This is a genomic window from Mycobacterium sp. TH-M116 (assembly GCF_057473685.1).
In genome coordinates this window covers 1-15,446 of record NZ_JBYCLC010000383.1, presented here as the reverse complement: position 1 = coordinate 15,446, position 15,446 = coordinate 1, and the positions used below count along the sequence as shown (strand labels likewise).

Annotated in this window: 12 protein-coding genes; 2 read left to right on the top strand and 10 right to left on the bottom strand. The window is 69.5% G+C overall.

Annotated features, from left to right (window positions below; translation table 11 throughout):
- The first annotated feature begins 648 nt into the window (after positions 1 to 648).
- Positions 649 to 1,323, top strand: a complete 675-nt coding sequence (gene lexA, locus AC2VOK_RS19945) for a transcriptional repressor LexA (RefSeq protein ID WP_428901984.1) — start codon at positions 649 to 651, stop codon at positions 1,321 to 1,323.
- Between the two features lie 26 nt (positions 1,324 to 1,349).
- On the opposite strand, the gene AC2VOK_RS19940 is transcribed toward lexA, so the two are convergent.
- From AC2VOK_RS19940 to AC2VOK_RS19905, 8 genes are all read right to left on the bottom strand, one after another.
- The gene (locus tag AC2VOK_RS19940) at positions 1,350 to 3,590 is read right to left on the bottom strand and encodes an LGFP repeat-containing protein (RefSeq protein ID WP_428901983.1); all 2,241 of its coding nucleotides are present in this window, start codon (positions 3,588 to 3,590) and stop codon (positions 1,350 to 1,352) included.
- A 490-nt stretch (positions 3,591 to 4,080) separates the two neighbouring features.
- Positions 4,081 to 5,241, bottom strand: coding sequence for an acyl-CoA dehydrogenase family protein (locus AC2VOK_RS19935; protein ID WP_428901982.1), 1,161 nt, complete (start codon positions 5,239 to 5,241; stop codon positions 4,081 to 4,083).
- Between the two features lie 88 nt (positions 5,242 to 5,329).
- Positions 5,330 to 6,754, bottom strand: a complete 1,425-nt coding sequence (hflX, locus tag AC2VOK_RS19930; protein ID WP_428901981.1) for a GTPase HflX — start codon at positions 6,752 to 6,754, stop codon at positions 5,330 to 5,332.
- Between the two features lie 46 nt (positions 6,755 to 6,800).
- On the bottom strand, positions 6,801 to 7,673 hold the full coding sequence (gene dapF, locus AC2VOK_RS19925; protein WP_428901980.1) for a diaminopimelate epimerase: 873 nt from the start codon (positions 7,671 to 7,673) through the stop codon (positions 6,801 to 6,803).
- Between the two features lie 45 nt (positions 7,674 to 7,718).
- A complete protein-coding gene (gene miaA, locus AC2VOK_RS19920; RefSeq protein ID WP_428901979.1) occupies positions 7,719 to 8,651 on the bottom strand; it encodes a tRNA (adenosine(37)-N6)-dimethylallyltransferase MiaA in 933 nt (310 codons plus the stop codon).
- A gap of 8 nt (positions 8,652 to 8,659) precedes the next feature.
- The gene (locus AC2VOK_RS19915; RefSeq protein ID WP_428901978.1) at positions 8,660 to 9,349 is read right to left on the bottom strand and encodes a class III extradiol ring-cleavage dioxygenase family protein; all 690 of its coding nucleotides are present in this window, start codon (positions 9,347 to 9,349) and stop codon (positions 8,660 to 8,662) included.
- 58 nt (positions 9,350 to 9,407) lie between these two features.
- Positions 9,408 to 10,430: a DMT family transporter gene (locus tag AC2VOK_RS19910; protein ID WP_428901977.1), complete on the bottom strand. Its 1,023-nt coding sequence runs from the start codon at positions 10,428 to 10,430 to the stop codon at positions 9,408 to 9,410.
- Positions 10,431 to 10,535: 105 nt separating this feature from the next.
- Entirely contained in the window at positions 10,536 to 11,438 is a 903-nt protein-coding gene (locus AC2VOK_RS19905; RefSeq protein WP_428901976.1) for a DMT family transporter, read from the bottom strand.
- A 272-nt stretch (positions 11,439 to 11,710) separates the two neighbouring features.
- Between AC2VOK_RS19905 and AC2VOK_RS19900 the strand changes: the two genes are divergently transcribed.
- Positions 11,711 to 13,078: a DUF349 domain-containing protein gene (locus AC2VOK_RS19900; protein ID WP_428901975.1), complete on the top strand. Its 1,368-nt coding sequence runs from the start codon at positions 11,711 to 11,713 to the stop codon at positions 13,076 to 13,078.
- Between the two features lies 1 nt (position 13,079).
- Here AC2VOK_RS19900 and AC2VOK_RS19895 read toward each other — a convergent pair whose 3' ends face one another.
- Together AC2VOK_RS19895 and miaB are read right to left on the bottom strand one after the other, a co-directional pair.
- Positions 13,080 to 13,733 (bottom strand): Rv2732c family membrane protein, encoded by a 654-nt coding sequence (locus AC2VOK_RS19895; RefSeq protein WP_428901974.1) that lies wholly within the window; start codon positions 13,731 to 13,733, stop codon positions 13,080 to 13,082.
- A complete protein-coding gene (gene miaB, locus AC2VOK_RS19890) occupies positions 13,730 to 15,223 on the bottom strand; it encodes a tRNA (N6-isopentenyl adenosine(37)-C2)-methylthiotransferase MiaB (RefSeq protein ID WP_428901985.1) in 1,494 nt (497 codons plus the stop codon). The genes AC2VOK_RS19895 and miaB overlap by 4 nt, the downstream gene beginning before the upstream one ends.
- Positions 15,224 to 15,446 lie beyond the last annotated feature (223 nt).

Here is a 15,446-nt window from a genome sequence, read left to right as displayed (position 1 = left end):
GGCACCGGGGCCGCCGAACCCGCGGAGTCGCCGTTGACGGCCTGCCCCACATCGGCGATGAGCCCGAGCCACAAGGTGATCAGCCCGGCGGCCACGGCCAGGACCGCAGTCTTCGCCCACGTGACGGAGCGTTTGTGGTGGGGCGCGACGGACATCGCGACGCCGGAACCGCGGTACCGCGGCGTGGCGCCCGCCGGACCGAACTGGCCGGGTCCGCGCGACCCGGGCGCTCTGAGCCGCCCGTGGCGAGGGTCCCGGACCGGCCCGTTTACCGGGCGCCGAACGCTGCTGGGTCGCGGCGAGACTGAGTGAATGATTGTCATCTGCGTTCCTCCGGTGCACTGATTCTCGCTCGTGTGTTCGACACTATCGCTCGTGTGTTCGATTGGCGAACATTTGAGCGAAGCGTGTCGAACGAGCCAAACGCTAGACCGCCCCACCGACAGACGACCCCCTCGAGAGACGGCGCTGGAGCATCGGCCAACGGGGACATGCCTGTCCAATACCCGATCGGCCGAAGAGTTACACCTCTGTCATTCGCCCCGGCGTGACAGCCGAAGACGCGCTGCATGGGCGCCAACACACCAGTCGACACGCCAGTCGAACACATGTTTGATTCCCGGCCTGCGTCCGGCTACATTCATTGCCATGAGTGACAGCAAAGACGCCTCCGCCGGTGGTTCATCGCTGACCGAGCGGCAGCGCACCATCCTCAACGTGATCCGCGCGTCGGTCACCAGTCGCGGCTATCCCCCGAGCATCAGGGAAATCGGCGACGCAGTCGGTCTGACGTCGACTTCCTCGGTCGCCCACCAGCTGCGCACCCTCGAGCGCAAGGGGTACCTGCGCCGTGATCCCAACCGTCCGCGCGCCGTCGACGTCCGCGGCGCGGACGAAACCACGGTCCCAGCGCCCGCCACCGAGGTGGCGGGATCGGACGCCCTGCCGGAACCCACCTTCGTCCCCGTCCTCGGACGCATCGCGGCGGGCGGGCCGATTCTCGCCGAGGAGGCCGTCGAAGACGTCTTTCCGCTGCCCCGCGAGCTGGTCGGCGAGGGCACGCTGTTCATGCTCAAGGTCGTCGGCGACTCCATGGTCGAAGCAGCGATCTGCGACGGCGACTGGGTGGTCGTGCGACAGCAGCATGTCGCCGACAACGGCGACATCGTCGCCGCGATGCTCGACGGCGAGGCCACGGTGAAGACGTTCAAGCGCGCCGGCGGCCAGATATGGCTGATGCCGCACAATCCGGCGTTCGACCCGATTCCCGGCAACGACGCGACCGTGCTGGGCAAGGTCGTCACCGTGATCCGCAAGATCTGACCCGGGTAGAACCAGAACGGTTGGCCCTAGTCGGCCTTGATGAAACCGTTGGCCTGCGCGACTTGTTCGCTGGACAGCCAGATTTCGGCGAGCGTGTCCTGATAAAGGGCGCTGCCGGGCGTGTAGTAGAGGCCGAAACGGGCGCTGGCCTTGATCGGATACCCGTCGGGCATCTGGTACGGATCGTCCAGTGGGAGGTGAATCGTCGGACGCCCCGCCACGCTCGGCCCCACACTGGCGGCGTGCGCCGCCAACGGCGACGTCCGTTCGGTGTCGACAGCCGCATGCCGCCCGCTTCGCGCTTCCCCTGCGGCCACGGCTTCATCCGGCACGGCTGCGCCGGAGAAGTCGGGGACCACCGTTCCGAATGCGGCCCCAGGGTGGCCGGCATCGTTGGAATCCGACGCATCGGAGTATTCGCCCTCCGGCGCCAGCTCCACGTACTCCCCGTACATCCCGCCATCGTGCTGCGGGATGTCCTCCGGCGCCAACTCGGCGTAGCCGGATTCCAGCTCGTCGAGATAACCCTCTTCCTCCTCGAGTTCCTCCTCGATGTCGGGATAGCCGGCCTCCGACACGGAGGCGTCGGTGACCACGGGAATCGAGTCGGTGTCCACCGTATCGGGATTTTCCTCCTCCACGCCGAACGTGCTCTCGAAGCCGTCCCCGCCCTGCCCCGGTCGGGATTGCGCTTCGTCGCCGTAGCCGCGGCGCGGCGCAATGTCCTCGCCGGCGAGCGCGACGTCGGTCCCGCGCCCCCAGCTGAACCGGTGAGCGGGCTCGGCGTCCGCAGGATGTTCCTCGAAGGCCTGCAGGTCACCGTCGTGACCCCAGATCCCGTCGGCAGCGTGGCTGTTCCCGACGCCCGCATCGGGCTCGGCCCCGCCGACGGCGGTGTCGCGGCCGGCGCGGACCCGGCGCACGTGGGCGCCCCCCAACGCCAGCGCCGCGACAAGCACCAGCGCCGCGGCGCCGCCCAGTATCCACCACCATTGCTGCCAGACCGGCGTCTTGGTGTGGGGTGGCATCGCCACGGCACTCGGCTGGTTGTGGCCCGCTATCTGCAGCCCGCCCAGCAGGGGGGCCAGGTTCGAGGGGTCGGTGGTGAACACGTTCTTCGCGCGGTTCCACGAGATCGTGCCGCCCGCGAATTTCTGCGAGACCACGTCGCCGTCCACGGCCTGGTCCCCGACCGGCGCGCCCAGCTTTCCGCCGGCACCGCGTAGCTTGTCCCACGCAGCCTTCATGGCTCCGCTCACCACGAACGCGCCGTGGTCGGCGGTCCAGAAGATCACCGGTTTGCCGGCCGCGGCGAAAATACAGATCCGGCTCGAAGGTATGCCGCCGTCGGACTCGTTGGCGACAGGGAATCCCAAGTCGCTGCCCGCGGGGCCGCCCAGGGACTCGTACTTGGCCAGGATGTCGCTGTCCACGGCGTTTGCGCCCGTCGCCGGGCTGAAGTAGACCTTCCCGCCGGCGAAGTTCTGGGCGATCCCGTCACCGCCGACGGAATACTGGCCACCTTGCTTGGCGCCCAGCTGACCGTTGACTCCCCCGGCCGCGCGCCAGGCCATGTTGATGGCCGCGGTCGGGTCGATCGGCACCTGCAGGCCCTTCAACTGGTCGGCGAGTGCCGCCGGCTCGGTCGTGAATTCCTTGGTTTCCCGGTTCCACGAGACCTGGCCGCCGCTGAACTTCTGCGAGGCGAACTCGCCGTCGTAGGTCTCGTCGGTGACCGGCACCCCCAGGACGCCTGCCGAGCTGCCGAGCTTGTCCCAGGCGGCGTTCATCGCGCCGCGCACGACGAAAGCACCGTGGTCGGCCGTCCAGAAGATCACCGGCTTGTCGCTGGCCGCGAAGGTGCTCACGCGGCTGTCCGGCCCGGCGAGCCCGGGCACTTCGTTGATGGTCGGGAAGCCCAGGTCGCTACCGGCCGGACCGCCCAGCGACTGGTATTTTTCCAGGATCGGCCCGTAGGCGTACTTGGCGCCGGTGGCCGGGGTGTAGAACATCGTGCCATCGTCGAATTCCAGCGCGAAACCGTCCCCGACGGTGTAGACATCCCCCTTCCGCGCACCCAGCGGCGACGTGTCGCCCCCGGCCTTCTCCCAGGCGTCCATCATGGCCGCCTCGGCGTCGCCGATCGGGCTCGCGACCCCCGCAGGAGCCAGGAACACGGCTGCCAGCGCTGTGGTGACCAAGCCGACAAACGCGCCGACCAACGCGCGCCCGACCAGCCTGTGCATGTGACCTCTCCGCCAGTTCACCAAGCCCTCCAGTCCACGGGGATGCGCCCATCTGTGGCCATGCCCATATCCCGCGGCCCTATGAACGGAGGGTCATCCCACCGACGGGCCGTACCCTCGCGACGATCCGCATTTTCACCGGGCCCGCACCACATTGCTCCAATCGACAAGAAATGCGAACTCAATTCAGGGATATTACAAAAATGGATACCGCATTGATGTGGAAATGATGCCGAACGACGTGCGCGTCGCAACGAACTGTGCCGCCGCACGCGCGGCGTCCGGATCACTGTGGCGCCCGCCGGGGCATCCGTCGGACCCTGCCCGTCCTGATGGCGTCGACGTTCGCCCATCAGCCCGAGCCCTCACCGGCATGTGCGACACGCATGCGTCGAAGGTACGTCAGACCGTGAACCTGCCGACATCTGACCGATGATTGGCGAATTTCGCGTCACTGACGTCGAATGACGTCGGCGCCGACGAGTCCGGTTATACGGAATCGAGATCCGGGCTAGACCCCGAGACTTCGGCCGATGATCTCCTTCATGATCTCGGTCGTGCCGCCGTAGATGGTTTGGACCCGGGCATCCAGATACGAACGTGCAACCGGATATTCGCGCATGTAGCCGTAACCTCCGTGCAGCTGTAGGCAACGGTCGATCAGGTGCACCTGTTTCTCGGTGGAATACCACTTGGCCATCGCGGCCTGTTCGGCTGTCAACTTCTCCTCCAGGTGCAGCCGCAAGAACTCGTCGACCATCATGCGCACCACGGTCGCCTCGGTGGCGAGCTCCGCCAAGACGAACCGGCTGTTCTGGAAACTTCCGATCGGCTTGCCGAATGCCTTTCGCTCCTTGGTGTATTGCAGCGTCTGTTCGAGCACCTGTTCCATCGCTGCGGCGGCCATGATGGCAATCGAGATGCGTTCCTGCGGCAGGTTCTGCATGAGGTAGATGAAACCCATGCCCTCCTCGCCGAGCAGGTTCTCGGCCGGCACCTTGACGTCGGTGAACGACAATTCGGCCGTGTCCTGAGCGTCCAGCCCTATCTTGTCAAGATGGCGGCCGCGTTCGAAGCCCTCCATGCCGCGCTCGACCACGAGCAGCGAAAAGCCTTGCGCGCCTTTGTCCGGATCCGTCTGCGCCACCACGATCACCAGGTCGGAGTTGATTCCGTTGGTGATGAAGGTTTTTGAGCCGTTGAGCACGTAGTGGTCGCCCTGCTTGACCGCGCGGGTCTTGATGCCCTGCAGGTCGCTGCCGGTACCCGGCTCGGTCATCGCGATGGCGGTGATCAACTCCCCGGTGCAGAACGTGGGCAGCCAGCGCTGCTTCTGCTGTTCGTCGGCCAGTGCCAGCAGGTAGGGCGCGACGATGTCGTTGTGCAGGCTGAAACCGATTCCGCTGTAACGCCCGGCGGTGGTCTCCTCGGTGATGATCGTGTTGTAGCGGAAGTCGGGGTTGCCGCCGCCGCCGTACTCCTCGGGTACCGCCATCCCCAGGAAGCCCTGCTTGCCTGCCTCGAGCCAGACACCGCGGTCGACGATCTTGGCCTGCTCCCACTCGTCGTGGTGGGGGGCGACATGGCGGTCCAGGAAAGCCCGGTAGGACTCGCGGAACAATTCGTGTTCGGGCTCGAACAGCGTGCGTTGGTATCTGATGGCGCTACTCATGGACAACCTCCGGCGAACTGCGCGGCATGTGGGGACTCTGCCGACCAAGATATACCAACCACCCGGTTGGTCGGCGGGCGGTGGTTGGTCACCGGGCGCCGAATTCCCGCAGGGTGGCGGCCAGCGCAGCCGGAACCCGGGCCGTGATCCGGGTGCCGTCGCCTTTGTGCTCCTCGTGCTGAACCCGCCCCTCGGAATGCAGGCGCGACACCAGGTCACCCCGGTGGTAGGGAATGACCACGTCCACGGCGATGTCGGTGGGGGCGGCGAGTTGGGCCATCCGCTGCCACAGCGTGTCGATACCGTCGCCGGTGCGCGCGGACACGAACACCGCGCCGGGCAGGGCGTGACGGAGTTTCGCCAGGGCCAGGTCGCCGGCCACGTCGATCTTGTTGACCACCAGCAACTCTGGCGGCGGTTGGGCATCGTGGTCGCCCCGGTGGTCGGTGACGACGTCGGAGATGACCTGACGAACCGCGTCGATCTGGGCCAGCGGGGTGACATCGGAGCCGTCGACAACGTGCACCAACAGGTCAGAGTCGACGACCTCCTCCAGCGTGGAGCGGAATGCCTCGACCAGTTGGGTGGGCAGGTGCCGGACGAACCCCACCGTGTCGGTGAGCACGACCGCCCGCCCGTCGGGTAGTTCCGCGCGCCGGGTGGTGGGTTCCAGGGTGGCGAACAGGGCGTCCTGAACCAGGACCCCGGCCCCGGTCAACGCGTTGAGCAGGCTGGACTTGCCGGCGTTGGTGTACCCGACGATGGCGACCGACGGCATGTCGCTGCGCAGGCGCCGGCTGCGCTGGGTGTCGCGAACCTGTTTCATGTCCCTGATCTCGCGGCGCAGCCTGGCCATGCGTTCACGGATGCGCCGGCGGTCGGTCTCGATCTTGGTCTCGCCGGGACCACGCAGACCCACCCCGCCGCCGCTGCCGCCGGCGCGGCCCCCGGCCTGCCGCGACATCGACTCACCCCAGCCGCGCAGCCTCGGCAGCATGTATTCCATCTGGGCCAGCGACACCTGTGCTTTGCCCTCCCGGCTGGTGGCGTGCTGGGCGAAGATGTCCAGGATCAGCGCGGTGCGGTCGATGACCTTGACCTTTACCGCCTTTTCCAGAGCGGTCAGCTGCGCCGGGGACAGCTCGCCGTCACAGATGACCGTGTCGGCGCCGGTGGCCGTCACCACCGCGCGCAGCTCAGCCGCCTTGCCCGAGCCGATGTAGGTCGACGGGTCGGGCCGGTCGCGGCGCTGGATGAGCCCTTCGAGCACCTGGGAGCCCGCGGTTTCGGCCAGCGCCGCCAGTTCGGCCATGCTGGCCTGGTTGTCGGCGGCACTGCCCTCGGTCCACACGCCGACCAGCACCACGCGTTCCAGCCGTAGCCGGCGATATTCGACCTCGGAGACGTCGGCCAGCTCGGTCGACAGCCCGGCGACGCGGCGCAGCGCCGAGCGGTCCTCGAGGGCGAGTTCGCCGACGCTGGGATCCTGATGAGGAAATTGGGGATGTGTCATGAGCAATGAGCCATAGTGCACGCCCGATCGGCGTCGTGCATCCGAATCAACACTGTTGCGCGCTCCACCATTCCTCGCTGATTTCCCCACGAGCGACCAGCACCGAGGGCCCGCGCACATAGCTGGTGGCGTCGGTGATGGTGACGGCGACGTCGCCACCGGGCACCCGCACGGTGAGCCTTCCGGTCTCGGCGCCCATTTCGGCCAGCGCGGCGACCGCGGCCGCGACCGTCCCGGTACCGCACGAGCGGGTTTCGCCCACCCCGCGCTCGTGGACCCGCATCCGCACCATCCCGTCCTCCGGGGCGGTGAGCACCTCGATGTTGACGCCCTCCGGAAACTGGGCGGGGTCGTAGCTGACCGGCCCGGCGACGTCGAGCACGGCCAGCTCGCCGACGCCCAGCCGCGGGTCCAGGCAGGCCAGATGTGGGTTGCCGACGTCGACCGCCACACCGCTGAACCTCCGGCCGCCCACGACGGCGTCCCCGCCGCCGAGCCGGTTGGCCTTGCCCATGTCGACGGTGACATCGGCATGCGCCGCATCGGCGTGGTGCAGCGTGACCGGCCGGGCGCCGGCCAGGGAGCCGACGACGAACTCCCTCCGGGACTCCAGGCCGCTGACCCGCAGGTAATGGGCGAACACCCGCACGCCGTTGCCGCACATCTGCGCGACCGACCCGTCGGCGTTGCGGTAGTCCATGTACCAGTCGGCCGCCCCGACCCCGTCGGGCGGGCGTTCGATCACACCGGCCGCCACGGCAGCCGCGGCGGTGGTGATGCGCAGCACCCCGTCGGCGCCCACTCCGCGGCGGCGGTCGCACAGCGCGGCCACCGCGGCCGCGGTGAGCGTCAGCGCGGCGTCCACGTCGGGCAGCAGCACGAAGTCGTTCTCGGTGCCGTGGCCCTTGGCGAAGATCACGCGCGGCACCCCTTGGCGTCTTGGTCGTCGGCGCGGATCACCAGTTCAGGGTACTTGCCGCCACGCCCGCAACGCGGCCTCCGCCAGGCCGGCGACGCCCCCGGCGGCGTCGAGCCAACGCACCCGGTGGTCCCGACGGAACCAGGAACGCTGCCGACGCACGTAGCGGCGGGTCCCGACGAACGTCTTCTCCCGCGCATCGCGCAGCTCCGCGACTCCCCCACCGGCATCGAGCGCCGCGAGGACCTGAACGTAGCCCAGGGCGCGCGCGGCGGTCACCCCGTCACGCAGACCCGCACGCAGCAGGGTGCGTACCTCCTCGACCAGGCCCTGGTCGAACATCGCTTCGGTGCGCAGCGCCAGCCGTTCATCCAGAAGATTTGTGTCACAGTCTAATCCGATGATGACGGTGTCCCAGCGCGGAGCGCCGATGCGCGGCGCGGACGCGGCGAACGGTTTCCCGGTGAGCTCGACGACTTCCAGCGCCCGCACGATGCGCCGCCCATCGGTGGGCAGGATCGCCGCGGCCGCCGCCGGGTCCCGGCGGGCCAGCTCCGCGTGCAGCCCGCCCGGCCCGAGCTCGGCCAGGCGTTGTTCCCAGCGCGCCCGCACCCGCGGGTCGGTGACGGGAAACGTCCAGTCATCGAGCAGCGACTGGACGTAGAGCATCGAACCGCCCACGATGAGCGGCACCGCACCGCGGGCCGCGATCGCTTCGACGTCGGAGGCGGCGGCGGCCTGATAGCGGGCGACGGTGGCGGTTTGCGTCACGTCGAGGACGTCGAGTTGATGATGGGGAACGCCGCGACGCTCCTCGACGGGCACCTTGGCGGTGCCGATGTCCATGCCGCGGTAAAGCTGCATCGCATCGGCGTTGACGATCTCGGCGCCGAGTCCGGCGCCCAGCCGCTCGGCGACCTCGAGCGCCAGCTGCGACTTCCCGGTGCCGGTGGGTCCGATGATCGCGAGCGGTCGCATCGCCGGGCTCACGGCTGCCAGACGCCCACGAAGTAGCCCACCCCGAACGGCGCGCCCCGGTAGAGCTCCTGGGCCGCACGCGGCCCCGCACCGACCAGCCCGGCCAGCACACCGAAGACGACCCGCCCCAGGATAGGCGGCGGCAGCCGGGTCAGGGCTGCGACGTCGCCGTCGGCCAGCGCGTCGTCCAGCACCCGCTGCGCCTCCGCGTCGCCCGGTTTGTAGCCGCCGGGGGCCGCCGGCGTCAGGGTGTTCGCGCCGTCGGCCACGACCAGCACACCGACCGGATCGGAGGTCGCGTCGATCTCGGCGCGCAGTTGTCCGCCGTGCGTCAGCGCGGTGTCCACGTCGCGGTCACCGCGGTAGACACGAACCTGCGCGCAGGCGTCGGGCCGCGCCCGACCCCGCACCCATCCGGCCAGCAGCGCGCACAGGGGGAAAGCGCCCGGCGTCGCGCCGTCGTCACCGGGGCTCAGCCGGACCCGCACGTCAGAGCCGAACCCCGCGAACGTGCCGACACCATCGGGTCCCAGCACGTCGTCGTCGTCGCCCGGGCCGATGACCACCCAGCGGGGCGGCAGCACCGCGGCGGCAGCCGCCGCGGCAGCGGCCAGGTCAGACACCTCGGCGGCGGCCCCTCCGGCGAGTTCGGGAACGAGCAGGGGCGTGGAAGGAACGATTGAGATGGCCGTCAACACGCCACCAAAACTAACGTCTCGACGAGCCTGCGCCGGACAAACTGTCGGCCAGACCCGGCTAGGCCGGGGTTTCGGCCGCGACGCCCCCTTCCGCGGGCTGCCCGGCCGCGCCGGAGTCACCGCCGGCCGACAGCCTTCCCAACGGTCCGCGTCGAGCCGCACCAACGCCGTCGCCAACGCCGTCGCCAACGCCGTCGCCAAAGCCGTCGTGGCCAGTCTGGGCGACCATCGTGGCTGCCTCGCCCCGGGCCAGCGCCACAGTCCCGATGATCACCACCGACACCGCCGCGATCAGCACCAACGCCTTGGGGCCGTCCGAGTTCAGCGTCTCACCCAGCACGAAGACTCCGAGCATGGCTGCCACCACGGGCTTCGCCACGGTCATCGTCGGCATCGACGCGGTCAGCGCGCCGGCCCGGAACGCCGACTGCTGAAAGATCATCCCGGCCAGGGCAGCCAAAATCCACGGCACGAACTCCGGAGAGGTCAGCACGCCGACCAGGCTGTGCTCGCTGATCTCCACGATCCCCTTGGTCAACACCGCAAACAATGCCAGCGACGAACCCGCCACCAGGGCAAGCAACACGGCCGCGAACGGTCCGCCCGACCAGGTCCGCGCCGCGAGCACACACGCCACCAGCAGGGGGAGCATCACCGCACCGACGATCATCCAGGCCGCGGTCGTGGCGCGCTGCCGACCCGCCGCCGGGTCGCCGACGATGATGACCACCGCAAGGGCGCCGGCCAGGATCGCCGCCCACATCCACTCCCAGCGGGTCACCCGGCGGCCGGTCAGGCGCGCGTAGATCGGCAGCGCGAACAGCAGCGCCGTCACCTGCAACGCCGTGACCAACACCACAGAGCCCCATGCCAGGGCCCCGGCCTGCAGACTGTAGTTGACGATCGCCGCCAGTCCGCCCAGCCACCACCGGGTATCGCGCAACGACATGCGGAACAGCTGCAGATGACCGACCTGCCGGTCGGTGATCTCCTGCGCCGAGCGTTGCCTGATGACGTCGCCGACCGCGGAGGCCATCGCCGCACATACAGCCAGCAACGCCGCGACATCGACTTTGGACATGGACGACCCCTTACCTCGAACCGTTCCCCACAGTGTTGTCCCGGCGGCTGCGGATACGCCAACTGTTTGGTACCGGTTCGCCTACGACTGGGTGACAAGGCGCGGCTATGCGGGTTGACCGACCCGGCTGCGCATCTTCTGCTCGACCTTCTTGTCTGTGGCGATCGCGTCGTTCCGCGCGAGCTCGAAGGTGGCGGCCGTCATCACCAGCGCGGCCACCGCCAGCGCGATCATCCCGGCGGGACCGGTGTTCAGGGTCTCGCCGAGGACGGCGACACCCAGCACCGCAGCCACCACCGGCTGCGACACCTCGAGGGTCGGCATCGACGCGGTCAGGGGACCGGCCCGGAACGCCGACTGCTCCCAGGCGAACCCGCCCAGTGCGAGCACCACCCAGGCGTAGGGCTCGGGTGTGCCGAACATCGCCCACCCAGTCTCGCCGAGCCGATGAACCACGCTCTTGGTGAGTACCGCGAAAACCCCCCACAGGGCACCCGAGACGAAGGCGAACAGCGCAGCGGCCGCCGCACCGCCGCGGATCCGGGCGGCCACGACGCACCCGGCCAGCACCGGCACGACCACCACTGCCACCGCGGCCCAGGTCTGCGGCGACGCGTGGGAATGGCCGGCCCGCGGATTGCCGACGGTGACGATCACCACCACCGCGGCGGTCAGCAACGCGGCCCACAGCCACTGCTGTCCGGTCACCCTGCGGTCGTCCAACCGTGCGCTCACCGGCAGCGCGAACAACAACGAGAGCACGAGCAGCGCCTGCACCAGCAGCACCGAGCCCTCGTCCAGCGCCGCGGCCTGCAACGCGATGCCGACCAGGAGCAGCAGGGCTCCCCAGCGCCATCGACGGTTGCGCAGCAGTTTTGCCAACAACTCCGCATGGCCGACCGATCTGTCGGCGATCCGGTGTGTGGCCCGTTGTTGCAGTACGTCGCCGACCGCCACGCACAGCGCCGAACCCAGCGCGAGCAGGGCGGCGACATCCACCTTCGTCATGAACGGTTTCTCCGTCGTGTCGTGAGGGGACATGAACAGATATCTTCGATCCCCTCCACTGTTGCACAATCTCGGTGTCCGGGCGGTGACGGCAAGGTGGCGGCATGCGGCCCGGCAAGCTGTTTGAATACTGTGTTAACCGGTCACGAGGAGCTGGTGGACGGTCCGCCCGACGCGGCACCGGCGCCCCGACCGAACGGGCGCCGCTACGCGCGGCAGTTGCGCGGGACCGATCCCGCGCGGAAGGGTTGCACAAGGGTGGTGGCGAGCGTATGACGGCTGACGATCTCCGCAGCAACGATTCGGCAGAACCGGCGCCCAGGTCGGTGGGCGGGCACGGTGGTGCGCCGGTCCCCGATCCGACACCCCGCCCGGGGCCGCGTCCGGGTCCCCGTCCCATCCGGCCCGCCGCCCACCCGGTGCCGGCTCCCCCACCCAGCAATCCGCACCAGTTCGGGCGCGTCGACGACGACGGCACGGTCTGGCTGATCGGCGCTTCCGGTGAACGCGTCGTCGGCTCCTGGCAGGCCGGCGATCCCGAGGCCGCTTTCGCGCACTTCGGCCGGCGTTTCGACGACCTGTGCACCGAAGTCACGCTCATGGAGGAGCGGCTGGCTTCCGGAACCGGGGATGCCCGCAAGATCAAGACCCAGGCGGTCACGCTGGCCGAGACGTTGCCGACGGCGTCTGTGCTGGGCGATCTCGAAGCCCTGGCGGCCCGGCTGGACAGCCTCGTCGCGCGGGCCGACGCAAGCATCGCGGCGGATCGCTCCCGCCGCGACGAGCAGCGGGCCGCCCAGACCGCACGCAAGGAGGCGCTGGCCGCCGAGGCCGAGGACCTGGCCACCAACTCGACCCAGTGGAAGGCTGCGGGAGACCGGCTGCGGGAGATTCTCGACGAGTGGAAGACCATCACCGGCCTGGACCGCAAGGTCGATGAAGCGCTCTGGAAGCGCTATTCCGCGGCCCGGGAGACCTTCAACCGGCGGCGGGGATCGCATTTCGCCGAACTCGACCGGGAGCGCTCGGCGGTCCGGCAGACCAAGGAGCGGCTCTGCGAACAAGCCGAGGAGTTGGCCGATTCGACGGACTGGACCGCCACCAGCGCGGAGTTCCGCAAGCTGCTCACTGAATGGAAGTCGGCGGGTAGGGCGTCCCGCGACCTCGACGACGCACTGTGGCGGCGCTTCAAGGCCGCCCAGGACACGTTCTTTTCGGCACGCAACGCCACGACGGCCGACAAGGACGTCGAGTTGCGCGCCAACGCGACCGCCAAGGAGGCGCTGTTGGCCGAGGCCGAGCGGCTCGACACCGGCAACCACGACGCGGCCAGGGCGGCCCTGCGCTCGATCCTGGACAAATGGGACGCAATCGGCCGGGTCCCGCGGGAACGCTCCGCCGAACTGGAGCGGCGACTGCGCGCGATCGAGAAGAAGGTGCGCGACGCCGGCGAGGCCGACAGGTCGGATCCGCAGGCGCAGGCCCGAGCCGAACAGTTCCGCTTCCGCGCCGAGTCATACGAGCGGCAGGCCCAGAAGGCGGCGACGGCCGGCCGGACCAAGGAGGCCGAAGAAGCGAAGGCCAATGCCGAACAGTGGCGCCAGTGGGCGCAGGCCGCCGCGGCGGCGTTGCGGCGTTGACTCAGCGATCTTCCTGCTGATCCGGAGGCTCCGGGACGCCCCGGGGGGCCTGCCGGTCACCGTCAGCGTCCGAGATGTCGCGACGAGCCGCCTTGTCGAGGCCGTCCAGCAACGTCATCGACTGCTGCTGCGCCGCGGCCCGCCGCCGCTCCTCCTCGGCCGCGAGCTGCACGATGGTGCGCGACCACACCACGCGTGCCCACTGATAGGTCAGCACGATCACGGTGATCCAGGCGGCGATCAGGCCCCATCCCGGGCCCGGGTGCCCGACGGGCACGGTTTGTCGCGACCAGACGGCCAACAACCCCGTCGGGCAGGCGAGCGCCGACCCCGCCAGCGCGATCCAGGCCAGCGCCCAGCGCCGCGTCGTCAGTGCCAGCATCGAGAAGCCCACCCCGAACACCAGTGCCAGCCAGGCGAACACCCGCGACGGCAGGGCCACCGCGGCCGCCGCGGCACCGTGGCTGCTGAACAGCACGTCCCAGCCGCGCACGTCACCGGTGTGCGGGAGGATGAACGTGGCCAACAGCACGAAAACCAGGATCGAGATCACGAAACCGCGCGGGCCCGGCTCGATCTGACGCGCCACCCGGCGCTCGGCGGCCTCGATCTCGGTGCGCAGCACGTCCAGCTGGGAGCGTTGTCTCTTCGTCATCGATCACATCCGAGTGGTTCGGTCGAGCCGGTCGGCGGCCCGACGGCGGGCATGCCGAGACCGGTGCCGCGCGGGCGCTGCCCGGCGGCGTGCGCATCGCCCGCCCGCGTGCGGCGGTGGAGCAGGACGCCCGCGTCGGCAATCAGGTGATGCGGCGCGGCCGCGGTGAGCACCGTGGTCACGACGTCGCCGGGCCGGACCGGGCCGACGGCGCCGCGAGTCGCGTCGAAGTGGACCAGCCGGCCGTCGCGGGCCCGCCCGGTCATCCGCGCCGTGTGGGTGTCCTTGCGTCCCTCGCCGGCGGCCACCAACAATTCGACGGTCTGCCCGACCAAGGCACGGTTGCCGTCCAGCGAGATCTGCTCCTGCAGCTCGACCAGCCGTTCGTAGCGTTCCTGCACCACGGCCTTCGGCAGCTGCCCCCCGAGTCCGGCGGCGACCGTGCCGGGCCGTTTCGAGTACTGGAAGGTAAACGCGGCGGCGAACCGGGCCTGACGCACCACGTCGAGCGTGGCCGCGAAATCCTCTTCGGTCTCGCCGGGGAAGCCGACGATCAGGTCGGTGGTGATGGCCGCGTGCGGCATCACCGCTCGGACGCGGTCGATGATGCCGAGATAGCGCTCGGCTCGGTAGGAACGCCGCATCGCGCGCAGGACGCGATCAGACCCCGACTGCAGGGGCATGTGCAAGGCGGGGCAGACATTCGGCGTCTCGGCCATGGCCTCGATGACGTCGTCGGTGAACTCGGCCGGGTGCGGCGAGGTGAACCGAACCCGTTCCAGTCCGTCGACGCGCCCGCAGGCGCGCAACAGCTTGGCGAACGCACCCCGGTCGCGGGGCTGCGCCGGATCGGCGAACGACACCCCGAAGGCGTTGACGTTCTGACCGAGCAGGGTGACCTCGAGCACGCCCTCGGCCACCAGGGATCTCACCTCGGCCAGGATGTCGTGCGGGTTGCGGTCGACCTCCTTGCCGCGCAGCGCCGGGACGATGCAGAAGGTGCAGGTGTTGTTGCAGCCGACGGAGATCGACACCCAGGCGGCATAGGCCGAGTCGCGGGCGGTGGGCAGCGACGACGGGAACTGCTGGAGGGCATCGGCGATCTCCACCTGGGCGACCCGGTTGTGCCGGGCCCGTTGCAGCAGTGTGGGCAACGACCCGATGTTGTGGGTGCCGAAGACGACGTCGACCCAGGGTGCCTTGTGCAGCAGCGCTTCGCGGTCTTTCTGGGCCAGGCAGCCACCGACGGCGATCTGCATGTCGGGGTTGTCGCGTTTGCGCGGCGCCAGGTGGCTGAGGTTGCCGTAGAGCTTGTTGTCGGCGTTCTCCCGCACGGCACAGGTGTTGAACACCACGACGTCGGCGTCTGCGCCCTCGCATGCCCGCCGGTAACCGGCCTCCTCCAGCAGACCGGCCAGCCGCTCGGAGTCGTGGACGTTCATCTGGCAGCCGTAGGTTCGGACCTGGTAAGTCCGCGCCGGTGCCGCCATTGAAGTCACGACGCCATGGTACGGCGACGGGACGTGGCATCGCCTCCGGCCTCGGTACGGTCAGCGCATGTCGACGACGCTGCACACCTACCGCGCCCGCTGTCAGTGGAGCGGCTCGACGCAGCGCGGTTACCGGCACTATCGCCGGGAGCACACCGCGGCCGCCGATCCGGCTTCGGACTCGCTGGTGCTCTCCGCCGACCCGGCCTTCCTGGGGCGACCG

Bases quoted from the DNA above. Each gene is read 5' to 3' on its own strand.
- hflX (WP_428901981.1), bottom strand. From the start codon at position 6,754: ATGACACATCCCCAATTTCCTCATCAGGATCCCAGCGTCGGCGAACTC.
- miaB (WP_428901985.1), bottom strand. From the start codon at position 15,223: ATGGCGGCACCGGCGCGGACTTACCAGGTCCGAACCTACGGCTGCCAG.
- AC2VOK_RS19935 (WP_428901982.1), bottom strand. From the start codon at position 5,241: ATGAGTAGCGCCATCAGATACCAACGCACGCTGTTCGAGCCCGAACAC.
- AC2VOK_RS19900 (WP_428901975.1), top strand. From the start codon at position 11,711: ATGACGGCTGACGATCTCCGCAGCAACGATTCGGCAGAACCGGCGCCC.
- AC2VOK_RS19895 (WP_428901974.1), bottom strand. From the start codon at position 13,733: ATGACGAAGAGACAACGCTCCCAGCTGGACGTGCTGCGCACCGAGATC.
- AC2VOK_RS19910 (WP_428901977.1), bottom strand. From the start codon at position 10,430: ATGTCCAAAGTCGATGTCGCGGCGTTGCTGGCTGTATGTGCGGCGATG.
- miaA (WP_428901979.1), bottom strand. From the start codon at position 8,651: ATGCGACCGCTCGCGATCATCGGACCCACCGGCACCGGGAAGTCGCAG.
- AC2VOK_RS19905 (WP_428901976.1), bottom strand. From the start codon at position 11,438: ATGACGAAGGTGGATGTCGCCGCCCTGCTCGCGCTGGGTTCGGCGCTG.
- lexA (WP_428901984.1), top strand. From the start codon at position 649: ATGAGTGACAGCAAAGACGCCTCCGCCGGTGGTTCATCGCTGACCGAG.